Source organism: Pseudomonas cannabina (assembly GCF_900100365.1).
GTDB lineage: Bacteria > Pseudomonadota > Gammaproteobacteria > Pseudomonadales > Pseudomonadaceae > Aquipseudomonas > Aquipseudomonas cannabina.
In genome coordinates, this window is record NZ_FNKU01000001.1 from 5,559,807 (window position 1) to 5,586,416 (window position 26,610).

Annotated in this window: 19 protein-coding genes, 4 tRNA genes and 6 pseudogenes; 19 read left to right on the plus strand and 10 right to left on the minus strand. The window is 57.9% G+C overall.

Annotated elements, in window-relative coordinates; genetic code table 11:
- Positions 1-48 precede the first annotated feature (48 nt).
- Positions 49-216 (minus strand): hypothetical protein, encoded by a 168-nt coding sequence (locus BLT55_RS33590; RefSeq protein ID WP_167359967.1) that lies wholly within the window; start codon positions 214-216, stop codon positions 49-51.
- A gap of 149 nt (positions 217-365) precedes the next feature.
- Between BLT55_RS33590 and BLT55_RS26045 the strand changes: the two are divergent.
- A pseudogene (locus BLT55_RS26045) lies at positions 366-733 on the plus strand (IS630 family transposase); the annotation flags it as partial.
- Between the two features lie 148 nt (positions 734-881).
- Here BLT55_RS26045 and BLT55_RS26050 read toward each other — a convergent pair.
- Positions 882-1,859 carry an IS5 family transposase gene (locus BLT55_RS26050; RefSeq protein ID WP_007247761.1) on the minus strand — a complete coding sequence of 326 codons (978 nt, stop codon included), beginning with the start codon at positions 1,857-1,859 and terminating at the stop codon, positions 882-884.
- A 762-nt stretch (positions 1,860-2,621) separates the two neighbouring features.
- Between BLT55_RS26050 and BLT55_RS26060 the strand changes: the two are divergent.
- A pseudogene (locus BLT55_RS26060) lies at positions 2,622-3,784 on the plus strand (IS3 family transposase).
- Complete coding sequence (locus BLT55_RS26065) at positions 3,781-4,143, plus strand: GNAT family N-acetyltransferase (RefSeq protein WP_310886897.1); 363 nt, start codon at positions 3,781-3,783, stop codon at positions 4,141-4,143. The pseudogene BLT55_RS26060 and the gene BLT55_RS26065 overlap by 4 nt, the downstream one beginning before the upstream one ends.
- Before the next feature lie 13 nt (positions 4,144-4,156).
- Here BLT55_RS26065 and BLT55_RS26070 read toward each other — a convergent pair whose 3' ends face one another.
- The 6 genes and pseudogenes from BLT55_RS26070 to BLT55_RS26090 all read right to left on the minus strand — a co-directional run bounded on the left by BLT55_RS26070 (position 4,157) and on the right by BLT55_RS26090 (position 9,778).
- Positions 4,157-4,657 (minus strand): GAF domain-containing protein, encoded by a 501-nt coding sequence (locus BLT55_RS26070; RefSeq protein WP_007249084.1) that lies wholly within the window; start codon positions 4,655-4,657, stop codon positions 4,157-4,159.
- A gap of 227 nt (positions 4,658-4,884) precedes the next feature.
- Entirely contained in the window at positions 4,885-5,766 is an 882-nt protein-coding gene (locus BLT55_RS34940) for a methyl-accepting chemotaxis protein (protein ID WP_397389533.1), read from the minus strand.
- Positions 5,740-6,510, minus strand: a pseudogene (locus tag BLT55_RS34945) (MCP four helix bundle domain-containing protein); the annotation flags it as partial. The gene BLT55_RS34940 and the pseudogene BLT55_RS34945, both read right to left, overlap by 27 nt.
- A gap of 343 nt (positions 6,511-6,853) precedes the next feature.
- Positions 6,854-7,831 (minus strand): annotated as a pseudogene (locus tag BLT55_RS26080) (IS5 family transposase).
- Positions 7,832-7,971: 140 nt separating this feature from the next.
- Positions 7,972-8,919 (minus strand): proline iminopeptidase-family hydrolase, encoded by a 948-nt coding sequence (locus BLT55_RS26085; RefSeq protein WP_074801129.1) that lies wholly within the window; start codon positions 8,917-8,919, stop codon positions 7,972-7,974.
- Positions 8,920-9,013: 94 nt separating this feature from the next.
- A complete protein-coding gene (locus BLT55_RS26090; protein ID WP_007249080.1) occupies positions 9,014-9,778 on the minus strand; it encodes a LuxR family transcriptional regulator in 765 nt (254 codons plus the stop codon).
- A gap of 292 nt (positions 9,779-10,070) precedes the next feature.
- Between BLT55_RS26090 and BLT55_RS32805 the strand changes: the two genes are divergently transcribed.
- From BLT55_RS32805 to BLT55_RS34955, 9 genes and pseudogenes are all read left to right on the plus strand, one after another.
- Positions 10,071-10,286 carry a hypothetical protein gene (locus BLT55_RS32805; protein ID WP_139206447.1) on the plus strand — a complete coding sequence of 72 codons (216 nt, stop codon included), beginning with the start codon at positions 10,071-10,073 and terminating at the stop codon, positions 10,284-10,286.
- Positions 10,286-11,233, plus strand: a complete 948-nt coding sequence (locus BLT55_RS26095; protein WP_074801132.1) for an ABC transporter permease — start codon at positions 10,286-10,288, stop codon at positions 11,231-11,233. The genes BLT55_RS32805 and BLT55_RS26095 overlap by 1 nt, the downstream gene beginning before the upstream one ends.
- The gene (locus BLT55_RS26100) at positions 11,230-12,093 is read left to right on the plus strand and encodes an ABC transporter permease (RefSeq protein ID WP_074801135.1); all 864 of its coding nucleotides are present in this window, start codon (positions 11,230-11,232) and stop codon (positions 12,091-12,093) included. Before BLT55_RS26095 ends, BLT55_RS26100 begins: the two co-directional genes overlap by 4 nt.
- Positions 12,090-13,082 (plus strand): ABC transporter ATP-binding protein, encoded by a 993-nt coding sequence (locus BLT55_RS26105; RefSeq protein ID WP_074801138.1) that lies wholly within the window; start codon positions 12,090-12,092, stop codon positions 13,080-13,082. The genes BLT55_RS26100 and BLT55_RS26105 overlap by 4 nt, the downstream gene beginning before the upstream one ends.
- The gene (locus BLT55_RS26110; RefSeq protein WP_074801141.1) at positions 13,079-14,059 is read left to right on the plus strand and encodes an ABC transporter ATP-binding protein; all 981 of its coding nucleotides are present in this window, start codon (positions 13,079-13,081) and stop codon (positions 14,057-14,059) included. Before BLT55_RS26105 ends, BLT55_RS26110 begins: the two co-directional genes overlap by 4 nt.
- 43 nt (positions 14,060-14,102) lie before the next feature.
- Complete coding sequence (locus BLT55_RS26115) at positions 14,103-15,617, plus strand: ABC transporter substrate-binding protein (RefSeq protein WP_074801144.1); 1,515 nt, start codon at positions 14,103-14,105, stop codon at positions 15,615-15,617.
- A gap of 147 nt (positions 15,618-15,764) precedes the next feature.
- Positions 15,765-16,943 carry a Na+/H+ antiporter NhaA gene (gene nhaA / locus BLT55_RS26120; RefSeq protein ID WP_074801147.1) on the plus strand — a complete coding sequence of 393 codons (1,179 nt, stop codon included), beginning with the start codon at positions 15,765-15,767 and terminating at the stop codon, positions 16,941-16,943.
- Between the two features lie 443 nt (positions 16,944-17,386).
- A pseudogene (locus BLT55_RS34950) lies at positions 17,387-18,106 on the plus strand (PAS domain-containing protein); the annotation flags it as partial.
- Positions 18,107-18,187: 81 nt separating this feature from the next.
- Positions 18,188-18,394 (plus strand): annotated as a pseudogene (locus tag BLT55_RS34955) (methyl-accepting chemotaxis protein); the annotation flags it as partial.
- Positions 18,395-18,543: 149 nt separating this feature from the next.
- On the opposite strand, the gene BLT55_RS26130 reads toward BLT55_RS34955, so the two are convergent.
- Together BLT55_RS26130 and BLT55_RS26135 are read right to left on the minus strand one after the other, a co-directional pair.
- Complete coding sequence (locus tag BLT55_RS26130; protein WP_055001182.1) at positions 18,544-19,968, minus strand: IS1182-like element ISPsy6 family transposase; 1,425 nt, start codon at positions 19,966-19,968, stop codon at positions 18,544-18,546.
- Between the two features lie 110 nt (positions 19,969-20,078).
- Positions 20,079-21,101, minus strand: a complete 1,023-nt coding sequence (locus BLT55_RS26135) for an outer membrane protein assembly factor BamD (protein WP_007253447.1) — start codon at positions 21,099-21,101, stop codon at positions 20,079-20,081.
- A 149-nt stretch (positions 21,102-21,250) separates the two neighbouring features.
- On the opposite strand from BLT55_RS26135, the gene rluD reads away from it, so the two are divergent.
- From rluD to BLT55_RS26170, 7 genes are all read left to right on the plus strand, one after another.
- Positions 21,251-22,213, plus strand: a complete 963-nt coding sequence (gene rluD / locus BLT55_RS26140) for a 23S rRNA pseudouridine(1911/1915/1917) synthase RluD (RefSeq protein ID WP_005895286.1) — start codon at positions 21,251-21,253, stop codon at positions 22,211-22,213.
- Positions 22,210-22,938, plus strand: a complete 729-nt coding sequence (gene pgeF, locus BLT55_RS26145; RefSeq protein WP_055000854.1) for a peptidoglycan editing factor PgeF — start codon at positions 22,210-22,212, stop codon at positions 22,936-22,938. Before rluD ends, pgeF begins: the two co-directional genes overlap by 4 nt.
- A 171-nt stretch (positions 22,939-23,109) precedes the next feature.
- Positions 23,110-25,674 (plus strand): ATP-dependent chaperone ClpB, encoded by a 2,565-nt coding sequence (gene clpB, locus BLT55_RS26150; protein ID WP_007253445.1) that lies wholly within the window; start codon positions 23,110-23,112, stop codon positions 25,672-25,674.
- Positions 25,675-25,969: 295 nt separating this feature from the next.
- A tRNA-Asn gene (locus BLT55_RS26155) sits at positions 25,970-26,045 on the plus strand.
- A gap of 29 nt (positions 26,046-26,074) precedes the next feature.
- Positions 26,075-26,151 (plus strand) — tRNA-Pro (locus BLT55_RS26160).
- Positions 26,152-26,156: 5 nt separating this feature from the next.
- Positions 26,157-26,232: transfer RNA gene (locus tag BLT55_RS26165), tRNA-Lys, on the plus strand.
- A gap of 95 nt (positions 26,233-26,327) precedes the next feature.
- Positions 26,328-26,404, plus strand: a tRNA-Pro gene (locus tag BLT55_RS26170).
- The last annotated feature ends 206 nt before the right edge of the window (positions 26,405-26,610 follow it).

Sequence of the window (26,610 nt, forward strand, 5' to 3'; positions counted from 1 at the left end):
CTATTTCAGATAATGCTCCTTCCGAAACAAAAGCTCTTGTACCAACACTCATTTCACTATCACCGTCGTAATGGTTTTAACTTTCGCAGAATCAACCGTAGGATTTGACTCGATAACCATCTCCGGTGCACCGCCTGGAAGATGCTGACCTGAACCTTGAAAGTACTCGTTTCCTTGAAGAGGACTATTCGGGGACATTTCAGTGATGCCGTCCACTTGACGCACCTTGAATCCACTAGCCATAGAACCATGCTCCAACCCCATTGCCTGTTCAAGCTGGGCTGCCTGTAATCTAGTGATCACCGTTTCCCCACCGATATTTAGAGGTCCGGTAATACTGGAAATTGCCTCTCCATCGGTAACACGTCACCCTGTTCACGGCGCTCGATTACCTTGTGGGGCGATTGATCAGTTCCATCGAGCGCCAACACCGGCATCAGGAGTGGCTGGACTTCCTCAAGAAATCCATCAGGAAACGCCCAAGCACCTTCAATTGCACCTGATCGTCGACAACTACGCCACGCACAAACACCCGAAAGTGAAGGCCTGGCTGGAAAAGCACAAGCGCTTCCATATGCATTTCACCCCGACCTCAAGTTCGTGGATGAATAGGGTTGAGCGCTTCTTTCGCGATATCACGGTATACCTGCGCGACGGTAGTTTCAGCCCGGTTCGCGAGTTGGAAAGCTCAATCACCACATTTCTGGCACTGCGAAATGCCCAGCCGACTCGCTAGGGAGACGCTGAACAATTAACCCGTTCGCACCGTCCCCATTTCCAAGCCGGTTTTTTTCAACCTGCCGGCCTTATTTTACGTTTCTCGAGCAGATTTCTGCCCTCATTTTGCTGAAAGGCGGGCCAGTCCCGCCTTTCAGACGGATTTATCCTGCCGTCTGTTGTAAATACCGCTTGGCCAGCATCAGATTGGCCAACCCAAACAAACTGAACAACTGCGCTGTATTCTTTTCCAGCCCACGGTAGCGAACCTTGCGATGATTGAAGCGCACCTTGATTACCTGGAAGGGGTGCTCGACCTTGGCACGCAGTTGCGCCTTGGCATATTCAATTTTGCGCTTGACCCGATACAGCACGCTGCCTTCGCCGTGCTGCTTGTAACTGCTTGGCCGTTCTGCAATCGACCAGATAACGTCCCGTTCAGCATGCTCCGGTCGCTTGGCCGCACCGGTGTATCCAGCGTCACCCGAAACATAGGTTTCGTCACCGTGAAGCAACTGGCCAACCTGGGTGACATCCGCCACGTTAGCGGCCGTCCCTACTACGCTGTGCACCAGCCCCGACGTGGCGTCTACACCAATGTGGGCCTTCATCCCAAAGTGCCATTGATTGCCTTTCCTGGCCTGATGCATCTCAGGATCACGCTTGCCTTCTCGGTTCTTGACCGAGGGCGGCGCGGCGATCAGAGTAGCGTCGACGATAGTGCCTTCCTTGAGCAGCAGCCCCCGGCTGGCCAGATGCTGGTTAATCGTTTCAAACAGCAGCCGGGTTAGCTGATGGACTTCCAGCAAGCGGCGAAAACGCAGCAAGGTGGTGGCATCCGGTGCAGACTCGCGACCCAGGTCGATACCCATAAAACCGCGGATGGCCTGGCTGTCGTAGACGGCATCTTCGCAACCTTCATCGGAGAAACCGAAACACTGCTGCACGACGTACATGCGCAACATGCGCGACACCCCTATCGCAGGGCGTCCGCGCTTGCCTGCGGTGTTGCTATAAAACGGCGCCACTTGCGCCTCCAGCAGGGCCCAGGGCACCAACTGTTCAAGGTCAGCCAGGAAGCGATCTCGGCGAGTCTGCTTTTTCTTGCCGGTATATTCGAGTTCGGAGAAGGTCTTCTGCACGCGCGTAACGCTCACGGAGAGGGAGGCTGTTGAAGGAACTTAGTGTGCCAAGGGTGGGGACAGTTGGCTATTTTTGCAGCGCCTCCTTAGGGAGACGCTGATTTATTCTAAAACCCAGCTGTTGCCCCCAGATAAATCAAGGCCTCCAGAGCGTTGCAGGGACGAAAAATCGAATAAATCAGCGCCTCCTTAGCGATACTTATTCAGAGTTGTTACTCAGCAGTCGATACATACTGTATCGAGCTTGCGGTGGGGCTGTACAGAAGCTAGTTGGTTGCTGGGTCGCGATAAAGCCAGCAGGTCCTGTTCAGTCGATTGATGACAGTGCTTTGAACTCTCAGCGGGAGAACGCAGTTGTAAACTTGGTCAGAATTGAAATTCCTATGGAGACGCTGATTTATTCTAAAACCCAGCTGTTGCCCCCAGATAAATCAAGGCCTCCAGAGCGTTGCAGGGACGAAAAATCGAATAAATCAGCGCCTCCCTATAGGTAATAAGCGCTTTTAAGAATGTCTGCTCCTCAGGATGGATTGGTTAGCAGTAGCAGTCAGACTATTTTTGAAGAGTTTCAAAATTGATATTGCGTGGATAAGAAAAACAGTGAATTTAACTGGGAAGTTATAGAGGGTGTCATCTCCGAAGGTGCATGAGCGGTTTGTCCTCTGGATTACTGGGCAGGTTGAAGCTGGGATGGTAGTGTAGTGGTTTAATGATTCCGGACACTCATTTAGGCGAGAATATCGCCAGATATAGAGGTGTCAGATGACCAAACAACGCCGTACCTTTTCCCCTGAATTCAAGCGCGAGGCTGCCGACCTCGTTCTCAAGCAGGATTACAGCTTCATTGAGGCCAGCCGCTCGCTTGGTGTCGGCGAGTCGGCTTTGCGTCGATGTGTGGACCAGGTGCAGCAAGAACGCACGGGCGTCACCCCGCAGAGCAAAGCGCTGACCCCCGAGCAGCAAAAAATCCAAGAGCTGGAAGCCCGAATTGCTCGCCTTGAACGGGAAAAATCGATCTTAAAAAAGGCTACCGCGCTCTTGATGTCGGAAGATCTCGAGCGTTCGCGCTGATTAACCAGTTGAGCATCCACGAGCCGGTTGATTGGCTGTGCAAGGTGTTTGAAGTGACCCGCTCGTGCTACTACGCTCGGCGTCTCAGGCGCCGCACACCGGATGTAGAACGCCTTCGATTGCGCAGTCGGGTGAACGAGTTGTTCACCCAAGGCCGCAGTGCTCCTGGTAGCCGTAGCATCATGGCCATGATGCAGGGCGACGGCGAGCAGATCGGGCGATTCAAGGTGCGCAGCCTGATGCGCGAGCTGGAGTTGGTCAGCAAACAACCGGGATCGCATGCTTACAAAAAGGCGACGATCGAGCGGCCCGACATCCCTAATGTTTTGAACCGGGAGTTTGATGTGCCCGCTCCTGACCACGTCTGGTGTGGCGATATCACTTACATCTGGGCTCAAGGGAAATGGCAGTATCTGGCGGTTGTGCTAGATCTTTTTGCCCGCCGTGTTGTGGGCTGGGCGTTGTCGGGAAAGCCGGATGCCGACTTGGTCATCAAGGCCTTGGACATGGCTTACGAGCAGCGAGGGAAGCCTCATGGTTTGCTGTTCCACTCCGACCAGGGCTCGCAATATGGAAGCCGGAGTTTTCGCCAGCGCCTTTGGTGATATCGCATGCGTCAGAGCATGAGCCGGCGAGGAAATTGTTGGGATAATGCGCCGATGGAGCGGGTGTTCAGGAGCTTGAAAACCGAGTGGATACCGACCATGGGCTACACGACGGTCCAACAAGCTCAGCGGGATATCAGCCATTTTTTGATGCACAGGTACAACTGGATTCGACCGCACCAATTTAATGGTGGGCTGCCACCGGCTCAGGCCGAGGAAAAATTTAACGTCGTGTCCGGGATCAGTTGACCACTACATTTTTTTCTAGGTGGGGTTCGTGGCGCGCATACGAAGCAATCATGACGCTGATGTCGCAACGTCGAATGTTTGTCGCGGTAGCGGGGCAGGCCGTGGTTGGAACTGCCAGCCTCGACGGGCGGGCTGTGCGTTCGGTGTTTGTTGATCCCGAGTGGCATCGACAGGGGATCGGGCGATTGTTGATGGCTGAGATCGAGCGGGTGGCTCGGGAGAATGGCGTGGTGTGTCTGGTGGTGCCGTCTTCGCTGACGGCGCAGGCGTTCTATGCCGCGCTGGGCTTTGAAGTCGTGCGCGAGCAGCGGGAGGGCGAGGAGCGCACTTTGATCATGGAGCGGCGGTTAAGCGTTTGAGTGTTGCCGCGTGTCAGGCGGTGGTTTCTTGAATTTCCTGCAGCTGGTAATGCGCATACAGCGTGCTGGCGATCAATGTGCAGAAGACTTTCAGGGTATCGAGCGTGTCGTCATCATCGAGCTGTGCCGGCAGGGTGTCCAGGCCGCACAGGGTGCCGAAGAAGTCGCCGTTGGGGAAAATGATCGGCAGCGAAAAATAGCTCTGGAAGCCGTAAAGTTTCGGGACGGGGTGTTCTGCGTAAACCGAGTCGGTCGCCAATTCGTTGATGATAATCGGCTGCCTGTGCTGACGCAGTTCATTGCACAGCGTGGTTTCCAGCTTGAGCTCGTGGCCCGCTTCGAGTCCGAAATTGATTTCGTCGTAGACTGCGCAGGCGGTCCAGCTGCTGTCGGTTACTTTCGCAATCGCTGCGAATCTCAGCTTGGTCAGCCGGGTCACCAGACGCAGAAGGCTGGTGGTGGCCTCGATTTCACTGATGACTGCCAGCTCTGCTGAAGTCAGGTTGCTGTTCAAAATGTATCACCCTGGTCATAAAAGCACGCATGCAGCCTTGGCAGTACGCCTGGCGGTGCCGGTTTTGTGCAGAGCGTGATCGTGCCATATCTGATCAAGGCTTACATAGCTATCTTGGTCGTTGCCCTCAACTATTTAGTATCAACTTTTAAAGAATGCCCCAGGACGGCCCCCGACAAGGCGGTATTAGTCGGGGCATTTGCTGTTATTGCTGTACCGCGTCGCGATCAAGTTTTGAATCGCAACACTAAATCGTTCAGATTCACAGCCAGTTCCGACAGCTCGTTGCTGGCTTCCAGCGTCTGGCGGGTGCCCTCGCTGCTTTGCACGGCGAGGTTACGGATGCTGATCAGGCTTCTGTCCACGTCGCGCGCCACATGCGCCTGTTGTTCCGACGCAGCGGCGATTTGCAGGTTGCGGTTATTGATTTCCAGTACCGAATCGGTGATCTGGCGCAGCGACTGCCCGGCATCTTCAGCGGTTTTACGCGTACTGTGAACTTCCAGTGTGCTCTTCTGCATGGATTCGACAGTGGCAGACGAACCGGCCTGAATAGCCGAAATCATCTGTTCGACATCCTGAGTCGAAGTCTGCGTGCGATGCGCCAATGCCCGAACTTCATCGGCCACCACGGCGAACCCGCGACCCTGTTCGCCTGCACGCGCTGCTTCGATGGCGGCGTTGAGTGCCAGCAGGTTGGTCTGTTCCGCGATACCGCGAATCACGCTCAATACTTTGCTGATGTCCTGCGCCTGACCGGCGAGGGCTGTGACCTGCGCGGATGAACCTTCGACCAGGCTGGTCAGGTTTTGCATGGCGGTCAGGGTTTCCGAGACACGCTGGTTGCCCAGGTCGGCAGAAACGCTGGACTGCTGAGCGGCGGCGGAAGTGGACGTAGCATTACGAGCGACCTCTTCTACGGCAGCACTCATTTCGTTGACGGCGGTAGCGGCCTGTTCGATTTCGCTGTTCTGTTGCTGCAAGGTGCGGTCGGCGCTTTCGGTGATCGAGGTCATCTCGACGGCGGCGGTGCTCAGTTGAGCGGACGCGCCGGAGATTTGCTGAATAGTATCGCGCAGGGTGTTCGACATGGTGTTCAGCGAGTTCATCAGGCGCGACGCTTCGTCCTTGCCGGTGATTTCCAGTTGCCGGGTCAGGTCACCTGCCGCAATGTCTTCCGCAAGTTTCAGGGATGCGCTGATCGGATCGACGATACTGCGGGTCAGCGCGATGGCAAGAAACACGGTCAGGATCGACGCAACGATCACCACGATCAGCAGTACGTTGACGCTGTGGTTATAGACCTCGGTTGCGTCACTGCCTGAGCGTTCCGCTTCTTTCGCGTTTTGCCCGCGAAGGGTGCTGAGGTCGGCCTGGTAAGCATTGGCCCGCTGGACTTGCTCGGTGTTGGCAAAAGACAGCGCTTTCTCATGGTCGGTCGCATCGGTTGTAACGATCTGCTTAACACCGGCAACGTACGTGTCCATCTTGTTGTGGGCGGCCTCGAACTGGATTCGGTCCTGCTCGCCGGAAATCAGGTGCTGCCGGTAGAACTCACTGCGTGATTGCAGGGTGTTAATGGCTTCCAGGGCATTGCTCGCCGCGGTGCTTCGCACTGCCGGATCAGTGCTGGCCAGCATGCGAATGCTCTCCAGACGGGCATGAAGCAAGGCGATCTGGATATCGTCGACCACCTGGATGCTCGGCAGGGAGTTTTCTTCTATGTTCTGTTCCGCGCCGCGCAGATGGCCGATCTGCACGTACGAAAAGGCCCCCAGACCTATCAAGATCAGGGTGATGATGCCAAAGCATAACGATGCTCTGCGCGAAATATTCATTGATCTGAGATTCATGTCAGCCTCCGACGGCAAAAACGGGCGGACGGGTAAGAGACCCGTTCCAATAACGGGTTTTCTGCTGGTGCCGGGAGAGCTTTAATTAAAATCGATGAAAGTTATTTCATGCCTGCGTTAGTCACTGGATGTAACCGCTGGGTATCAAAGAGCAGGACCAATCGTTCAACAGGTGAATGGTGTTACCTCTCAACTTAAGGAGACGCTGAACAATTAACCCGTTCGCACCGTCCCCATTTCCAAGCCGGTTTTTTTCAACCTGCCGGCCTTATTTTACGTTTCTCGAGCAGATTTCTGCCCTCATTTTGCTGAAAGGCGGGCCAGTCCCGCCTTTCAGACGGATTTATCCTGCCGTCTGTTGTAAATACCGCTTGGCCAGCATCAGATTGGCCAACCCAAACAAACTGAACAACTGCGCTGTATTCTTTTCCAGCCCACGGTAGCGAACCTTGCGATGATTGAAGCGCACCTTGATTACCTGGAAGGGGTGCTCGACCTTGGCACGCAGTTGCGCCTTGGCATATTCAATTTTGCGCTTGACCCGATACAGCACGCTGCCTTCGCCGTGCTGCTTGTAACTGCTTGGCCGTTCTGCAATCGACCAGATAACGTCCCGTTCAGCATGCTCCGGTCGCTTGGCCGCACCGGTGTATCCAGCGTCACCCGAAACATAGGTTTCGTCACCGTGAAGCAACTGGCCAACCTGGGTGACATCCGCCACGTTAGCGGCCGTCCCTACTACGCTGTGCACCAGCCCCGACGTGGCGTCTACACCAATGTGGGCCTTCATCCCAAAGTGCCATTGATTGCCTTTCCTGGCCTGATGCATCTCAGGATCACGCTTGCCTTCTCGGTTCTTGACCGAGGGCGGCGCGGCGATCAGAGTAGCGTCGACGATAGTGCCTTCCTTGAGCAGCAGCCCCCGGCTGGCCAGATGCTGGTTAATCGTTTCAAACAGCAGCCGGGTTAGCTGATGGACTTCCAGCAAGCGGCGAAAACGCAGCAAGGTGGTGGCATCCGGTGCAGACTCGCGACCCAGGTCGATACCCATAAAACCGCGGATGGCCTAGCTGTCGTAGACGGCATCTTCGCAACCTTCATCGGAGAAACCGAAACACTGCTGCACGACGTACATGCGCAACATGCGCGACACCCCTATCGCAGGGCGTCCGCGCTTGCCTGCGGTGTTGCTATAAAACGGCGCCACTTGCGCCTCCAGCAGGGCCCAGGGCACCAACTGTTCAAGGTCAGCCAGGAAGCGATCTCGGCGAGTCTGCTTTTTCTTGCCGGTATATTCGAGTTCGGAGAAGGTCTTCTGCACGCGCGTAACGCTCACGGAGAGGGAGGCTGTTGAAGGAACTTAGTGTGCCAAGGGTGGGGACAGTTGGCTATTTTTGCAGCGCCTCCTTAAGTATTAGCTCTAATCGGATGTTCTTTTCCACGGCAGCGGATTTTGTTTATCTAAGAGACCTTGTCCATTCGCGTCTCATCGGCGAACGGTCTGTTGGCGTCGACCACGCTGTCCAGAAAGTTCGCGACACAACCCATGCAGGCTATTCGTTCTTCAACATGCGGCATGTGGCTGGACTCTTCGAAAATCTCATGAATGATGCCGGGAATGTTTTCGACGTAAGGCTTCAATACCAGCGGTGTTGCTTCGTCGTGGCGTCCGGAAATCAGCAAGGCGGGCACATTCACAAGATGCAGGCGATCCACGATGGACCAGTCTTTCAGGGTGCCGATGACATGAAATTCGGTAGGCCCGTTCATGCAATGGTACACAGTCGGGTCTTTATCGATCTGCTCGAAGGTGCGTTTCACCTCCTCTGGCCACGGCTTCACACGGCACACATGGCGCTCGTAAAACAGCGCAGAGGCTTCGAGATAATCCGCATGGTCCAGCGTGCCGGCTTGCTCATGGCGCGATAACGTCATTTGCACGGCTTCGGGGAGCGCTTTGCGCAGTCGATTGGCCTCGCTGACCCAGGTGTGCATGTCCGCAGGAGAGTTGGCGATGATCAGCGCTTTCAGACCTTTCGGCCGACGCACAGCGTGCTCGGACGCCAGCATGCCGCCCCAGGACTGGCCAAGCAGCGCGTAGTCGTCAGCGATGTTCAAGTGCGCCAGCAGGTTATCCAGTTCTTGCAGAAACAGATCGACTGTCCAGAACTCTTTACCTTTATGGGGGAGGTGGGTAGAGCGACCGTTGCCTAACTGGTCGTAGTGGATGACCGCTCGGCCGGTGCTGGCAATGTCTTTGAACGAGTCGACGTAATCATGAGTGCAGCCAGGGCCGCCGTGCAAAATGACCAGCGGCGTGCTGCCGGTATGCAGATCACCGGTAATGCGATACCACGTTCTATATTCGCGAAAGGACGCGTAGCCTTCCTCTATCGTCATATATGCCATATCGCCGGTCCCTGCTGGATAGTTCGGGGCACCATAGCGCGACGTGTCAACTCATATAACTATAGAAAGTAATAGGTTTTGGCCGAGATTCCGGTCAACTGTCGAGTAAACGGTAGTGAACGGCTCGAACCACGGCTTGTACGCGGTTTTTGGCACCGAGTTTCTGCATGGCTGAATTCAAGTGCAACGTCACCGTGGCAACCGACCGGTTGAGCTGATCGGCGATTTCTCTCGCGGTCAGCCCTTCTGCCGACCAGCTCAGGCATTCGCGCTCGCGACGGGTGAGCTTGATCGCTGTGCAAGAACGCATCTTCTCGTCGAACAGCGGGTAGGCGACTTCCTGAAAGGCATGCGCCAGCAGCCCGAATTCGGCCAGGCTCTGCCGGGCGTCCTCCAGTGCGATATCGCTGTTGTCCGAGCGTAAGCCTGTCAATGTCGCGAAGCCACCTTTGGGCATATGAATAGGTGCCGTCACGCCACACGTCATATGTGAGTCATGCAAATAGCGCACGACCGGTTTGTGCAGGTCAGTGATGAAGGTTTGCAACACGGTCTCGGCCTTGGGCTGATACGACCACACGAACGGCGAAACGCTCGCCACCGCCAGGTGCTGCACCGGATCGATCTGGTAATAACCCTGACTGCACCAGAGCGAGTGCCAGTCTGCCGGGGTATTGCGCAATGAGAGTAAAGACGGGGTGATCAGTGCTCCATCGTGGGACACCGGCACCGGGCTGTAATCGTAAATCACTGCATCGAAGCCCATGTGCGATGCCAGCAGCAAGGCGCAGTCCATTTGCTGATCCAGGGTGGCTGCAGATTGCAGCCGCGAATTGAAATCCGACAACCTGATATGCATGGCATGACCTCCCTTGTCATTAGCCGTGTTTAGGGGGCTTAGGCTCTGTACGAAAAGTGGCTGCGCTCGGTGATGCTGCGTTAAAAACAGGCTCGTGCGCGAGTCCGATCGGAATGCTCATTTACAACCAGTAGAGTCGAACGCGACCCCGGCCGTTCCTTGCCTGTTTTTGCCTTGCCTGACCTTCGCTCGCCGACTTTTCGTACAGAGCCTAATATAGCAATTAGCAAAGACAGTGCCACTCAAAGGTCAATCTGGCCGACAGCAGGGCAAAACCTATAAGAATTGCTAGATGTTTACGCCTGCGCCGCGCGCTAGGGTTGATGCCAGACACCGCGTCCAGAATGAGGGAAATTCGATGAAGGGTGAGAAAGAGGCGGATGAGGGGGGCATAATCAAACTCGACGGCTGCGAAATGTTCGACTACAACTTCGCTCTGCCCTATGAAAGGGCGGCGGCGCGCTTTCAGGTCCTGCTGAATTTTTTCTCACAGCATCGGGACATTTGATGAATCTGGGTCGCTATCGCTTCATTCTTCAACGCCCGCTGCAACTTTTGCCGGTGCTGTTCGGCATCAGCCTGGTGACGTTCATTCTGGTGCGCTCGATCCCCGGAGACCCGGCGCGCATTCTGCTGGGCGCGCGTTCCACGCCGGACGCGCTGGCCAACATCCGTGTTCAATATGGCCTGGATCAACCGATGTGGGCGCAATACCTGTATTGTATGAAAAACCTGCTGCAGGGCGATATGGGCAAGTCGCTGCTGTACAAGATCGATGTGCTGAGGCTGATTGGCACGCGGATTGAGCCCACCCTGTTTCTGGTGCTTGGCAGCGTGCTGCTGGCGTTGCTGATTGCCGTGCCGCTGGCCACGATCGCTGCGCGTCACAAGGGCAGCTGGGCGGACAACCTGATCCGCCTGTTCACCACCACCGGGCTCGGCATGCCGGCGTTCTGGCTGGGCATCATGCTGATCCTGCTGTTCAGCGTGCGGCTTGGCTGGTTTCCCGTGTCCGGTTATGGCAGCAACTGGCTGGACAAGGCCCATCACATGGTGCTGCCGTGCCTGACTGTCGCGCTGGCGCTGTCCGCAGTGCTGATTCGCAACCTGCGCGCCAGCATGCTCATGGAACTGCAAGCCGACCACGTCACGGCGGCAAGGGCCCGCGGCGTCAGCGAAGGCGCGCTGTTTCGGCGGCACGTGCTGCCCAACTCGCTGGTGCCTTCGATCAACCTGCTGGCGGTGAACATCGGCTGGCTGATCAGTGGCACTGTGGTTATCGAAAGCCTGTTCGCCATCCCCGGCATCGGCCAACTGCTGGTGCGCGGGATTTTCAGCCGCGATTACATGGTGGTGCAGGGCGTTGCCATGGTGCTGGCCTGTGCCACGGTGATAGTGAATTTCCTGGCTGACGTGGCCACCGTGGCCATCGACCCACGGGTGAATATCAAATGAGCGTCGCCCAGGCTCATCTTCATCCACCGCTGCGCTCGCGACTGCGGCTGCGCTTGCGCAATGGTCGGCTGGCGATGTTATTGGGTGCTTCGCTGCTCGGTCTGTGGCTGTTGCTGGCGGTCTTCGCGCCGTGGTTGGCGCCTTACGATCCGATCTACCAGAACACCGAACTGCGCCTCATGGCGCCGCACCTCGCGCATCCGTTCGGCACCGACAATTATGGCCGCGATATTCTTTCCCGCGTGATCTGGGCGGCGCGCGTCGACTTGCAGATCTGCGTGCTGGGCGTGGTGTTCCCATTCATGATCGGGACGTTCGTAGGCGCGCTGTCCGGTTACATTGGTGGTCGATTTGATAACCTGTGCATGCGGGTGATCGATATCGTTCTGGCGTTCCCGTTTCTGGTCTTGATGCTGGCGATCATCGCGATTCTGGGGCCGGGGCTTAGCAGTTTCTACATCGCCATGGCGCTGGTGGGCTGGGTGTCTTATGCGCGGCTGATCCGCTCGCAGATTCTGGTGCTCAAGGAAAGCGACTTCGCACTGGCCGCCAAGAGCCTGGGCTTCGGCCATCTGCGGATTCTGTTCCGGCATTTGCTGCCCAACGCGATGTTCGGTTCGATTGTGTTTTCCATGTCCGACGCGGTGCTGGTGCTGCTCAGTGGCGCGTCGGTCAGCTATCTGGGCCTTGGTGTGCAACCGCCGCTGGCCGAGTGGGGCACCATGGTTGCCGAAGGCCAGGCATTCCTGACCTCGGCCTGGTGGATTTGCACCTTTCCGGGACTCGCCATCGTCACGCTGGCGATGGGCTTCAGCCTGTTGGCTGATGGCGTGGCCGAAACCCTGGGGGAGCGGCGATGAGTGCGCCGATGCTGCACGTCAACGAACTGAGCGTGGTGGCGAACAATCGTGGCCGCGAAGTGACCATGGTTGACCGGCTGTCATTCGATCTGCATCAGGGCGAGATTCTCGGGCTGGTCGGCGAAAGCGGCTCGGGCAAGACCATGGCCTGCCGTGCGCTGATGCAACTGATGCCGTCGCCGGACCTGCACGTGCGTGGCGGCTCGGTGATGCTCAACGACGTTGATTTGCTGAAACTCGACGCCGCCGGGATGCGGGCGATGCGCGGACGCCGGATCGGCATGATTTTCCAGAACCCCAGCAGCCATCTGGACCCGCTGATGCGCATCGGCGAGCAGATCGCCGAAGGCTTTCGTCTGCATCAGGGCTCATCGAAACGCGAAGCGCGGGCGCAGGCTATTGATTTGCTGCGTCAGGTCGGTGTCCCCGATCCTGCTTCGCGTGTGGATAACTTCCCCCATGAGTTTTCCGGAGGCATGCGCCAGCGCGCGATGATCGCCGTAGCGCTGAGTTGCGGGCCGCACGTGCTGATCGCCGACGAGCCGACCACCGCGCTGGATGTGACCGTGCAGGCACAGATCCTGCGCCTGCTGCTGGACCTGCGTGATCGTCACGGGCTGTCATTGATCATGATCACCCACGACCTGGGCGTGGTGGCGCAAACCTGCGACTCCATTGCGGTGATGTACGCCGGCCGGCTGTGCGAGCACGGCAGCAAGCGCGATGTGCTGGTGCGCGCCCGTCATCCCTACACGCACGGCCTGATCGAGTGCCAGCCGGCGAGCAGTGCCGGAAGCGGTCTATTGCGGACCATTCCCGGTCAGCCGCCGTTGCTCGATGCGTTGCCCGACGGCTGCCGGTTTCATGCCCGTTGTGATCATGCCGGGCCAGGCTGCGCCGAGACGTTGCCGCTAATGAGGCCAATGGACGTTGGTCAGGCGGCTGCCTGTCACTATCCGCTGGCGGAGCGGCAAGGAGTGGTTTTATGAGCGGCCCCGGCCTGCTGCACGTCAACGATCTGGTGGTGCGCTTCCCGGCGCCCGGTTCGGGCTTTCTGGGCCTGAATAAACGCTGGGTGCACGCGGTTAATGGCGTATCGCTGAGCATCGCTGCCGGTGAAACGCTGGGCCTGGTGGGCGAGTCCGGCAGTGGCAAGAGCACGCTGGGGCGCGCGATTTTGCGGCTGAACGACATCACTTCCGGGCAGATCGTGTTCGATTATGTCGACGTCGCTCAGGGCAGTGGCATCAACCTGCAACGTCTGCGCAGCGAAACGGCGATGGTCTTTCAGGACCCGTCGTCGTCGCTTAACCCGCGCATGACCGTCGGCGCCACCCTGGCCGAAGTGCTGAAAGTACAGCGCAAGGTCGCCGCGTCGGCGATTCCGGCCCGGGTGATCGAACTGCTGGACATGGTCGGCCTGCGCCCCGAGTTTGCTGAACGCAAGCCGGGCGCACTGAGCGGCGGGCAGTGTCAGCGGGTCGGTATTGCCCGCGCCCTGGCCATCGAGCCGCGGCTGATCATTGCCGACGAATGCGTGGCGGCGCTGGACGTGTCGATTCAGGGGCAGATCATCAACCTGCTGCTGGAACTGCGCCAGCGCATGAATCTGGCGATTCTGTTCATCGCCCATGACCTGGCCATCGTGAGCCGCCTGTGTGACCGGGTGGCGGTGATGTACCTGGGCCGAATCGTCGAGGAGGGCCCGGTCGAAGAGGTGTTTCTCACGCCGCGCCATCCCTACACGGCAGCGCTGATTCAAGCGATTCCCGACATTGACCCGGACCGTCCGCTGCCCGGCGAACCGTTGCAGGGCGAGCCACCAAGCCCGCTGCATTTGCCTGACGGCCGCGCCTTTCATCCACGCTGCCGTTTCGCCCGTCCGACCTGCTCCAGCCTCGCGCCGCCGACCCGTTACGTCGGCGAGCAGCGCTATGACTGTGTTCTGGATGCCCCGGTTATCTGATCCGTTTTATCAACGTCCCAACACAGGCAAGGAGTTCATGCGTATGAAAGCTCGACCTATGAAAATGCTGACCGTCGCCATGCTGGCGGCTTGTTCCCTGGCAGCGGGTGTGGCGGAAGCTGCGGGTGTGCTGACCATTGGCCGTCGTGAAGACGGCACCACCTTCGACCCGATCAAGAGCGCGCAAAATATCGACAACTGGGTGTTTTCCAACGTCTACGATGTGCTGATCCGGGTTGACGACAAGGGCACCAAACTGCTGCCCGGGCTGGCAGAAAGCTGGAGCATTTCGCCCGACGGCCTGACCTACACGCTGAAGATGCGTGAAGCAAAGTTCTCGGACGGCTCTGCGCTGACCGCCAGTGATGCGGTGTTCACGCTGATGCGAATCCGTGACGACAAAGGCTCGTTGTGGAGCGATTCCTACAAGATCATCGACAAAGCCGTCGCAACCGATCCGCACACACTGGTCATCACGCTGAAAACGCCTTCGGCTTCGTTCCTCTCGCAACTGGCGCTGCCCAACGTGTCGATTCTGTCCGAGAAGGCCATGAAGAGCATGGGCGAAGAGGCTTATGCCGAGCAGCCCGTCAGCTCGGGCGCCTTCACGGTCAAAGAATGGCGGCGCGGTGATCGGGTTATTCTGGCCAAGAACCCCAACTTCTGGGAGGCGCCGAGCGTCAGCCTCGATGGCGTGGAGTGGATTTCCGTGCCGGACGACAACACACGCATGCTCATGGTCCAGAAGGGCGAGCTGGATGCCGCGATTCTGGTGCCGTTCTCGCGCATCGACAACCTTAAGAAAGATCCCGATCTGGTGGTTCATCTGGACCCGTCCACTCGCGAAGATCATCTGCTGATCAACCACGAGCATGGCGCGCTGGCCAAGCCGGAAGTGCGTCAGGCGCTGGACATGGCCATCGACAAAAAGTCGCTGGTCGAAGCCGCCACTTTCGGACAGGGCACGGTAGCCAATTCCTACATTCCCAAAGGCGCGCTTTACCATTACGCCGACAACCTGCAACGCCCGTATGACCCGGTCAAAGCCAAAAAGATGCTGGCCGACGCCGGTGCTTCGGACTTGAAACTCAATTACATCGTCAACGCGGGCAATGAAGTCGACGAGCAGATCGCTGTCATGCTGCAGCAGCAACTGGCCAAAGTCGGTGTAACCACCACACTGCAAAAGGTCGACCCGAGCCAGAGCTGGGACATGCTGATCGCCGGGGACTACGACATCTCGGTGATGTACTGGACCAACGACATTCTCGACCCGGACCAGAAGACCACCTTCGTGCTGGGGCACGACACCAACAACAACTACATGACCCGTTACAAGAACGACAAGGTCAAGGAACTGGTCGCCGCCGCACGCGTGGAAATGGACCCGAAAAAACGTGAGCAGATGTATATCGATCTGCAGAAGATGGCCAAAGCGGACGTCAACTGGATCGACCTTTACTACAGCCCGTACATCAGTGTTTCGCGCAAGAATATCGAGCACTTCGGCCAGAACCCGCTGGGTCGCTTTACGCTTGAGGAAACCGTCAAGAAGTGAGGCGGACAGGGCTCTTTGCTGACGAGCGGGCGCCCTGGCTTTTCGAGCGATGAGTTAATTTGTATCTTCAGGTTTACCTGCGCTTCGACAGGCTCCGCGGGTGGTAAGGTTGCCGCCTTTTTGCGCTTGTACCCCCGCGGAGCCCTCATGCCTACACCCGATCCTCGTACTGAATCCCCGAACGCGCTGGCGTTCATCACACGGTTTTTCGCCGCTGAATCCGCTGGCGGGCTGGTGTTGATGGCCGCCGCGCTGGCCGCTCTGATCGTCGCCAACTCGCCGTTGGCCGACAGCTATTTTGCCGCGCTGCATGCGGTGTTCGCGGGGCTGTCGGTGTCGCACTGGATCAACGACGGTCTGATGGCGATCTTCTTTATGCTGGTCGGTCTGGAAATCAAACGTGAAATGCTGGCGGGTCAGTTGGCGTCGTGGAGCCAGCGCGCTTTACCCGGCTTCGCGGCGTTGGGCGGCATGGTCGTTCCGGCATTGATCTACGTGGCCTTCAACTGGGGCCAGCCAGACACTATCGGCGGCTGGGCCATTCCGGCTGCGACCGACATCGCCTTCGCGCTGGGTGTGTTGTCACTGCTCGGCAAGCGCGTGCCGCTGTCGCTGAAGATCTTCCTGTCTGCACTGGCGATTCTCGATGACCTGGGGGCGGTGCTGATCATCGCGCTGTTCTACACCAGCGACCTGTCGATTCCCATGCTGCTGGGGGCGTTTGCCACCATTGCCGTGTTGATTGCGCTGAACCGGCTGGGTGTGAAAAAACTGCTGCCCTACCTGATCATCGGCGCGCTGCTGTGGTTCTTCATGCTCCAGTCCGGCATCCATGCCACGCTCGCCGGGGTCGCGCTGGCATTGTGCATCCCGCTGGGCAACCCCGACGAAGAATACAGCTCGCCGCTGCTGCACCTGGAAGAGAAGCTGCACCCGTGGGTCGCTTTCGCCGTGGTGCCGATCTTCGGTTTTGCCAATGCTGGCGTGTCGCTGTCCGGCATCACGGTTGAGAAACTTGTCGACCCGGTGCCGCTGGGTGTCGCACTGGGGCTGTTGATCGGCAAACAGGTGGGCATCTTCGCGCTGGCGGCACTGGCCATCCGCGCCGGTCTGGCCCGTTTGCCCGACGGCAGCAACTGGGGTCAGTTGTATGGTGTTGCGGCGCTGTGCGGCATCGGCTTCACCATGAGCCTGTTCATTGGCGCACTGGCCTTTCCGGGCGCACCGGAACTGGTGGATGAGGTCAAGGTGGGCGTATTGATCGGGTCGCTGTTGTCGGCGTTGTTGGGGGTTGTGGTGCTGCGCAGGTTTGGAGGGCGGGGGTGATTTGCACCGTTGAAACATCCATCGGCTGGCATGCCTGCCAGGTGTTCAAGAGGGGGATCGCTATTCGTGGTTACAGAAACTGCACGGCATGTCGATAAAGATGTGACATGCCAAGGACTCGGCAAATCTGCCTTATTTCGAGAGCCCTCTGCATGTTTCATTTATTCCGCCCACGTCGCGACAGAAAAGCGCTTCAGCAACTAATTGCCTCTCTCAAGGGTTCTGGCGAGCCGATGGTAAGAGGTTGCGCTGAAGAAAGTACGGTACTCGAATGCTGGGGTTCGCTGAGCGGCCAGCGTCACATGAACGAGCAGCGTATTGCCGACCTTGAGCAAGAACTTGAAACCGCCCGCCATCTTCTCGGGGAGGCTTCTGCCTCGGCGGCTGCTTACGAAACACGATTTGATCTGGTCAATCGTGCGTCCAGTGAAGGCCTCTGGGACATGGAGGTGGTTGCGGGCGATCCGGTCAACCCGAACAATCGATTCTGGTGGTCTCAGCAACTGCGTTCGCTTCTGGGCTTCAATGACGAGCGAGATTTTCCCAACGTACTGGCAAGCTGGGCAGACCGGCTTCATCCGCAGGATAAACAAGCCACGCTGGACGCATTTGCCAAGCACCTCAACGACCGCTCGGGTAACACGCCGTATCGGGTCAAGAATCGTCTGGCCATGAAGAACGGCACGTATCGCTGGTTTTATGCCCAAGGCGAAACACTGAGAGACGCCCGCGGAACGCCCTTGCGTGTTGCAGGCTCTCTTCGTGATATTCACGATGAGCTCGAGCGTGACCTTGAACATGACGTGATCATCACCCGCTTCGAACTTGCACGGGAAATGCTTTCCGATGGCCTCTGGGACATGGAGGTAATTGCCGGTGATCCGGTCAATGCACGAAACCCGTTCTGGTGGTCGCCGCAGTTCAGGCGTCTGCTGGGTTTTGAAACGGTTGAGGAATTTCCTGACGTACTGGACAGCTGGGCATCACGCCTGCACCCGGAGGACAAGGAACGTAGCCTCACGGCGTTTGGTACTCATTTGAATGATCGCACTGGCAAGACGCCGTTCGATATTGAATACCGCTTGAAGATGAAAAGCGGCGAATACCGCTGGTTCCGTGCGCGCGGTCAGACCCGTCGCACCCCGGACGGTACCCCGCTGAGGGTAGTAGGGGCGTTAGTGGACGTGCATCTAAAGCATGAGCAAGACGCTCTTCGGGAAACCGAAGCGCATCATCAGAAAAATCTGGAAGAGAACATCGCCCAGCTTACCCAGATCGTGGGCACCATCCAGAGTATCGCCAGCCAGACTAACCTTCTGGCGCTCAATGCAGCGATCGAAGCTGCGCGGGCCGGTGAGGCTGGACGAGGCTTCGCGGTTGTGGCCGATGAGGTGCGCAAGCTGGCCACCAGAACGACCGAAGCCACCGAGCAGGCGGCCAGCATGATGAGCCGCTGACGGCGCGCCGATCAACGCTCGCACAAAAAAAAACGCCTCCACAAGCAGACTGTGTGAAAACACACTGATGAAGGCCCAAGCAAACGCCCCGACTTGTTCGGGGCGTTTTTTTTGTATTGGCAGCAGACGAAAAAAATGTCCGCTCAGCCCATCAAAGCCATCAGATGGCGCACACCGAGCACTTTAATCGCTCGTTTCAGGTTATAGGCATTCACCGCCAAGGCCATTTCAGCTTTTGTACCCTCCAGTTGTCGCAGCAAGAAACGGCCATTACCAAATAGCCATTGCTTGAGGTTGCCGAAGGGGTGCTCAACGATGGATCTTCGGTTGGCCATCATCTCAGGATGCGCCTGCATTCTTTGCTCCATCCGCTCGAAAGCCTCTTCATGGGCATGTCGTGAGACATAACGGCGCCGGGCTCGAGTGCATTGCGTTTTCAGCGCGCAGTTGGCGCAGTCATCGACCTCAGCCTGATAGATCCGATCACCTTTGTTGTGCTGTTTTAGCGTTAACCATTTGCCTGCCGGACACTGGAAACGATCGTGTCCGGTCTCATAGATAAAGTCTTTTCGCTCAAAGAGCTGCTCTTCCTGACTGCCAGGGTTTTTCGAACGATTGGGCGGTACATAGGCCGTAATCGAAGCATCCTCGCAGGCCTGAAACTGCTTGCCATTGGAGTAGCCGGCATCGGCAGTGACCGTCAGATCATCTTGCTGTAACTCTGCTTTGGCGGCCTTGGCCATCGGCTCCAGTTGCTTTCGGTCATCGCCATCTTGGGTGACCTCATGATGCAAAATCAGGCAATGCTCGGCGTCCACGACGGTTTGCACGTTGTAGGCCACACGTGGCCCTTTGGCCGTGCGCATCATTCGGGCATCGCTTTCATGGGTGTTGAACTGCTCGATGCCCATCGAACGCATCAGTGCCTGGCAACTCTGATTATCCTGTTGTCGAGCCTCAAGCTGTGCCAGGGCTACCTTGATTGCGCTGCGATCAATTGAATCTGTGGTTTCAGCCTTGTCGGCCTCATCCAGCTCGGCCAGATACTGAGCGATGCGCTTATCCAGTTTTTCTTCCTGGCGCTTGAGCTGCTTCAAATTCACATGACGCCGTGAGGATGCGACCGCCTGAAACTTGCTGCCGTCGATGGCCACCAACTCACCGGCGATCAAGCCTGCCGTGCGACAAAACCGAACGAAAGCACGGCAGGTCGCGATGAAGGCGGGTTTATTGTTCTTGCGAAAATCGGCGATGGTCTTGAAGTCGGGCTTGAGCCGGTTGATCAGCCACATCACTTCGATGTTGCGCTGACACTCGGCTTCAAGACGTCGCGATGAGCGAATCCGCTGAAAATAGCCGTAGAGGTAGAGTTTTAGCTGATCGGCGGGATCATAAGCAGGGCGCCCCGTGCTTTTTGGAATCGCTTTATCGAAGCCCAGTTGCACCAGATCGAGCCTGGCAACGTACAGGTCAATGACACGAACGAGGTGATCCTCGGGGATCAACTCTTCCAGCGAGACCGGGAATAGGCTGGTCTGGCTGCGGGACTCACCTTGGATGTAGGCCATAACGAAAAATGCTCTGTATCTTTCGATACGGAGCATTTTCTTTGAGCGCTGCGCAGATTGCTAGGTTTTCACACAGTCTGCCGCAGGCCTCTTTTTGTACACGCTCAGGATCAGTCGAACAGACCCAGAGTCATGTAGCTGAACCACGAACGGCTCTTGGTGCCGTTTTCTTCAGCTTCTTTCTCGGCCTGCTCGTCCAGCTCTGCCTGATTTTCCGGCAACAACTCTTTCGGGATCGAGTCCTTGGCGTCCTGATACTGCTTCTTGATGTCCTGATCGGCACGGGTCTGGCCCGGTGGCAGCGGCGCGCTGCCGTCGATCAGGCCCAAGGTCGCTTTCGACAGCCACGAGCGGTTGTCGGCTTCAGCCTGACGCGGGGTGAACTTGCCGTCTTCCAGTTGCGGATGGTTCGGGTAGTTGGTCTTCAGCACTTCCAGACTGGTGGCAGCCAGGTCGTCCAGGTGCAGACGCTGATAAGACTCGACCATTACCGCCAGGCCGTCGCCTACCGAAGGCGTTTCCTGGAAGTTTTCCACGACATAGCGACCGCGGTTGGCGGCGGCGACATAGGCCTGACGGGTCAGGTAGTAGTCGGCTACGTGGATTTCGTATGACGCCAGCAGGTTGCGCAGGTAAATCATGCGCTGCTTGGCGTCAGGCGCGTAGCGGCTGTTGGGATAGCGGCTGGTGAGCTGGGCAAACTCGTTGAACGAGTCACGGGCAGCCCCCGGGTCGCGCTTGGTCTGGTCCAGCGGCAGGAAGCGGGCCAGCAGGCCGACGTCCTGATCGAAGGAGGTCAGGCCCTTCATGTAATACGCGTAGTCGACGTTCGGGTGCTGCGGATGCAGGCGGATGAAGCGTTCGGCAGCGGATTTGGCTGCTTCGGGTTCACCGTTCTTGTAGTTCGAGTAAATCAACTCGAGCTGGGCCTGGTCAGCGTAGCGACCGAACGGATAGCGTGATTCCAGCGCCTTGAGCTTCTCGGTGGCACTGTTATAGCTATTATTTCCCAGGTCGGCCTGCGCCTGCTGGTACAGCTCGACTTCGCTGAGGTTTTCGTCGATGACTTCCTTCGACGAACAGGCCGCAGTCAATGCGAGGATGGCGATCAGCAGCAGGTGTTTCACTTGCATGGCGGCTTGCGTCCCTATAACGGCCTGCTGTCTTGGGCGGGGCCGTCCTGTTATGATGAGCGCCCCGCGATACCGGCGGGACAAAAGACGCCGTATTTAACCACAAGCGCGCTGCCGAAACCAAAGGCTAGCCGCCACCTAGTCTGGTCATGTCCGAAAATATAGAACTTCGCGCAGAGGTGCCGTCCGAATTGGGCGGTCAACGCCTCGATCAAGTCGCCGCACAATTATTCGCTGAGCACTCGCGCTCGCGCCTATCCGCCTGGATCAAGGACGGCCGCCTGACTGTGGACGGAGGCGTGCTGCGCCCCCGTGACATCGTGCATGGTGGCGCTGTTCTCGAGCTGATTGCCGAGCAGGAGGCCCAGGGTGAATGGGTCGCTCAGGACATCGAGCTCGACATTATTTACGAAGACGACCAGATCCTCGTCATCAACAAGCCAGCCGGTCTGGTGGTGCATCCGGCTGCCGGTCACGCCGACGGCACGCTGCTCAATGCCTTGCTGCACCACGTGCCGGACATCATCAATGTCCCGCGTGCCGGCATCGTGCACCGTCTGGACAAGGACACCACTGGTCTGATGGTGGTCGCCAAGACCATTCAGGCGCAGACCCAACTGGTCACCCAGTTGCAGAGTCGCAGTGTCAGCCGTATCTACGAGTGCATCGTGATCGGCGTCGTGACCGCAGGCGGCAAGATCGACGCGCCGATCGGTCGTCACGGCCAGCAGCGTCAGCGCATGGCGGTCATGGAAGGTGGCAAGCAGGCGGTCAGTCATTACCGCGTGCTGGAGCGCTTCCGTTCGCACACGCATGTGCGGGTCAAGCTGGAAACCGGCCGCACGCATCAGATTCGCGTGCACATGGCGCACATCAACTACCCGTTGGTCGGCGATCCGGCCTACGGTGGTCGTTTCCGCATTCCGCCAGCCGCCAGCCTGACCATGGTCGACTCGCTCAAGACCTTCCCGCGTCAGGCGCTGCATGCACGTTTTCTGGAACTCGATCATCCGATCACCGGCAAACGCATGAGCTGGGAATCGCCACTGCCGGATGATTTCGTCTGGTTGCTGTCGTTGCTCAAGCAGGATCGCGAGGCGTTCATCGGGTGAATGACTGGCTGATACCTGACTGGCCCGCGCCAGCGCAGATCAAGTCGTGCGTTACCACCCGCTCGGGCGGGGTCAGTATGGCCCCGTTCGACAGTTTCAATCTGGGCGATCATGTCGATGACAGCCCTCAGGCGGTGGCGAGCAATCGTCTGCGCCTGACGTCCAGCCTCAATGTTGATCCTGCCTGGCTTCGTCAGGTGCACGGCGTAGACGTGGCGCATGCCGATCCGTCCCGGGTTGTCGAAGCCGATGCCAGCTGGACGAGTGCCCCCGGCGTGGCCTGCACCATCATGACCGCTGACTGCCTGCCCGCTTTGTTCTGCCGCCGCGACGGTACTCGCGTGGCTGCTGCGCACGCAGGCTGGCGCGGGCTGGCGGCGGGTGTGCTGGAGGCTACGGCGGACAGCTTGCAGTGTGATCCGCAAGACATTCTGGTCTGGTTGGGCCCGGCCATCGGCCAGCCGTCGTTCGAAGTCGGCCCGGAAGTGCGCGAAGCTTTTACCGCCAGCCATCCTCAGATTGCCGATGCATTTGTCGCCAGTTCGAATCCTGAGCGTTTCATGGCCGACATTTATGCGCTCGCCCGGCTCCGGCTGGCTGCCCATGGCATCTCTGCCGTGTATGGCGGCGGGCTGGATACGTTCACGGATCCACGCTTCTTTTCCTACCGCCGTGCTGCGCGCACTGGCCGCTTTGCCTCGCTGATCTGGATCGAACACGCCTGATTGCAGAGCTCTTTCGCCCAGGCCAGCTAGGCTTGCCTGACGCCCGTCTGATCTGTATCAGCCCGTGCCCGCTTGAAACACGCAGAATCGTCCGCATCTAACGGGCTATCAAGCAGGTTTTCTTTACAGGTGTGTTCATTGCTCCGGCCTGCATTAAAAGGAAGGTGACTAATGCGTATCGACAGATTGACCAGTAAATTACAGTTAGCGTTATCGGATTCCCAGTCGCTGGCCGTCGGCCTCGACCATCCAGCCATCGAGCCTGCGCATTTGATGCAGGCATTGCTGGAACAGCAGGGCGGCTCGATCAAACCTCTGCTGCTGCAAGTCGGTTTTGACATCAACAGCCTGCGCAAAGAACTCAGCGCAGAACTCGACCGGCTGCCAAAAATCCAGAACCCGACTGGCGACGTCAACATGTCGCAGGATCTGGCGCGCCTGCTCAATCAGGCCGACCGCCTGGCGCAGCAGAAAGGCGATCAGTTCATTTCCAGCGAGCTGGTGTTGCTCGCGGCCATGGATGAAAGCAGCAAGCTCGGCAAATTATTGCTGGGCCAGGGCGTCAGCAAGAAGGCGCTGGAAAATGCCATCAACAACCTGCGCGGTGACGGGGCCGTCAATGACCCTAACGTCGAGGAGTCGCGTCAGGCGCTGGACAAGTACACCGTAGACCTGACCAAGCGCGCCGAAGAGGGCAAGCTTGACCCGGTGATCGGCCGGGATGACGAAATTCGTCGCACCATTCAGGTTCTGCAGCGCCGTACCAAGAACAACCCGGTGCTGATCGGCGAGCCTGGCGTGGGTAAAACCGCCATTGCCGAAGGGCTGGCGCAGCGCATCATCAATGGCGAAGTGCCGGACGGCCTGCGCGGCAAGCGTCTGCTGTCGCTGGACATGGGCGCGCTGATTGCCGGTGCCAAATACCGTGGCGAGTTTGAAGAGCGCCTGAAATCGCTGCTCAACGAACTGTCCAAGCAGGAAGGCCAGATCATCCTGTTCATCGACGAATTGCACACCATGGTCGGTGCCGGTAAAGGCGAAGGCTCGATGGACGCCGGTAACATGCTCAAACCCGCGCTGGCCCGTGGCGAGCTGCATTGCGTCGGTGCCACCACGCTCAACGAGTACCGCCAATATATAGAGAAGGACGCCGCGCTTGAGCGTCGCTTCCAGAAAGTGCTGGTGGACGAACCGAGCGAAGAAGACACCATTGCGATTCTGCGCGGCCTGAAAGAGCGCTACGAAGTGCACCACAAGGTGGCGATCACCGATGGTGCGATCATCGCGGCGGCCAAATTGAGCCATCGCTACATCACCGATCGCCAGTTGCCTGACAAGGCTATCGACCTGATCGACGAAGCGGCCAGCCGCATTCGCATGGAAATCGACTCCAAGCCGGAAGTGCTGGACCGTCTGGAGCGCCGCCTGATTCAGCTGAAAGTTGAAGCCCAGGCGCTCAAGAAAGAAAAGGACGACGCGGCCATCAAGCGTCTTGAGAAGCTTCAGGACGAAATCGTGCGTCTGGAAAAGGAATACGCCGATCTCGAAGAAATCTGGACGTCGGAAAAAGCCGAGGTCACAGGTTCTGCGCAGATCCAGCAGAAGATCGAGCAGTCCCGTCAGGAGCTGGAAGCCGCACGTCGGCGTGGTGACCTGAACCGCATGGCCGAGTTGCAGTACGGGATCATTCCTGACCTGGAACGCAGCCTGCAAATGGTTGATCAGCACGGCAAGCCCGAGAACCAGTTGCTGCGCAGCAAAGTGACCGAGGAAGAGATTGCCGAAGTCGTGTCGAAGTGGACCGGCATCCCGGTGTCCAAAATGCTCGAAGGCGAGCGCGACAAGCTGCTGCGCATGGAAACCCTGTTGCACAAACGGGTCATTGGTCAGGAAGAGGCGGTCGTCGCCGTCTCCAACGCGGTGCGCCGCTCGCGTGCCGGGTTGTCTGACCCGAATCGCCCAAGCGGTTCGTTCATGTTCCTCGGCCCGACCGGAGTGGGTAAAACCGAGCTGTGCAAGGCGCTGGCCGAATTCCTGTTCGACACCGAAGAGGCCATGGTGCGCATCGACATGTCCGAGTTCATGGAGAAACATTCCGTGGCTCGCCTGATCGGTGCACCACCAGGCTATGTCGGCTACGAAGAGGGCGGTTACCTGACCGAAGCGGTGCGTCGCAAACCGTACTCGGTGATTCTGCTGGATGAGGTCGAGAAAGCGCACCCTGACGTGTTCAACATCCTGCTGCAGGTGCTGGAAGACGGGCGCTTGACCGACAGCCACGGGCGCACAGTGGACTTCCGCAATACAGTGATCGTCATGACCTCCAACCTGGGCTCGGCGCAAATCCAGGAACTGGTCGGTGATCGCGAGGCTCAGCGTGCAGCGGTGATGGACGCCGTCGGCACCCACTTCCGTCCGGAGTTCGTCAACCGGATCGACGAAGTGGTGATCTTCGAGCCTCTGGCGCGGGACCAGATTGCCGGTATCACCGATATCCAGCTGGGCCGACTGCGCAAGCGCCTGACCGAGCGCGAGCTGACGCTGGTCCTGAGCCCCGAGGCGCTGGACAAGCTGATTGCCGTCGGTTACGACCCGGTCTATGGCGCACGTCCGCTGAAGCGCGCCATCCAGCGCTGGATCGAGAACCCGCTGGCGCAACTGATCCTGTCGGGCGGCTTCGAACCTGGCAGCAGCATCACCGGCAAGGTGGTCGACGACGAGATCGTGTTCGGCTGATTCGCTCGTCGGTGTCTATATAGAGGGGCCCTCAGCATGAGGGCCCTTTGCATCTCGGGGTTGCATCAGTAAAATCGGGCTCGAAAGGGCATCTGAAAAAAAATCGCAAATCATTGTCTTAAAAAGCAATTTATAGGGTTGACAGGTGTTTTTAAAATTGTAGAATAGCGCGCCTCAGAGACGTGAACGCAACGATACAAACGAAGCGCAAAGGTCGATGAGGTTGAAATCAACGAGTTAACAGCACGCTGGTTTCAAGGCTACAGGTTGTAACGTTGAATCTGAAATCGATAGTTCCGCGATAGCTCAGTTGGTAGAGCAAGTGACTGTTAATCACTGGGTCCCTGGTTCGAGTCCAGGTCGTGGAGCCAGATTTCGCAAGGTTCAATGCAGTTTCAGTCGGGGTATAGCGCAGTCCGGTAGCGCGCCTGCTTTGGGAGCAGGATGTCAGGAGTTCGAATCCCCTTACCCCGACCATATTTGGGTCGTTAGCTCAGTTGGTAGAGCAGTTGGCTTTTAACCAATTGGTCGTAGGTTCGAATCCCACACGACCCACCATTTTTGGTTCCAAGGTTCACCTTGGAGCCGAATCTTAAAGATCTGATGCCACTCGTATCGGGTCGCAGGCCGCTGGTTGAGGTGCCTTGATTTACCGGGGTATAGCGCAGTCCGGTAGCGCGCCTGCTTTGGGAGCAGGATGTCAGGAGTTCGAATCCCCTTACCCCGACCAAATACTGTTGCTACAGAGCTCGATCTTTAGATTTTTAGGTAGTCGGTCATTGTAAAAAAGCGGACAAGCGTCTTGGTGCGTTTAACCAGGCAAGCAGCCGTCTGGAGCGAAAGATAGCGCCAGCATCTGGTGATGTCAAATTAGAGCGCCCCGTTCCAAGCGAAAGCTTGTGATCGGGGCATTTTTTTTGGAAAAAATTGCTGTGC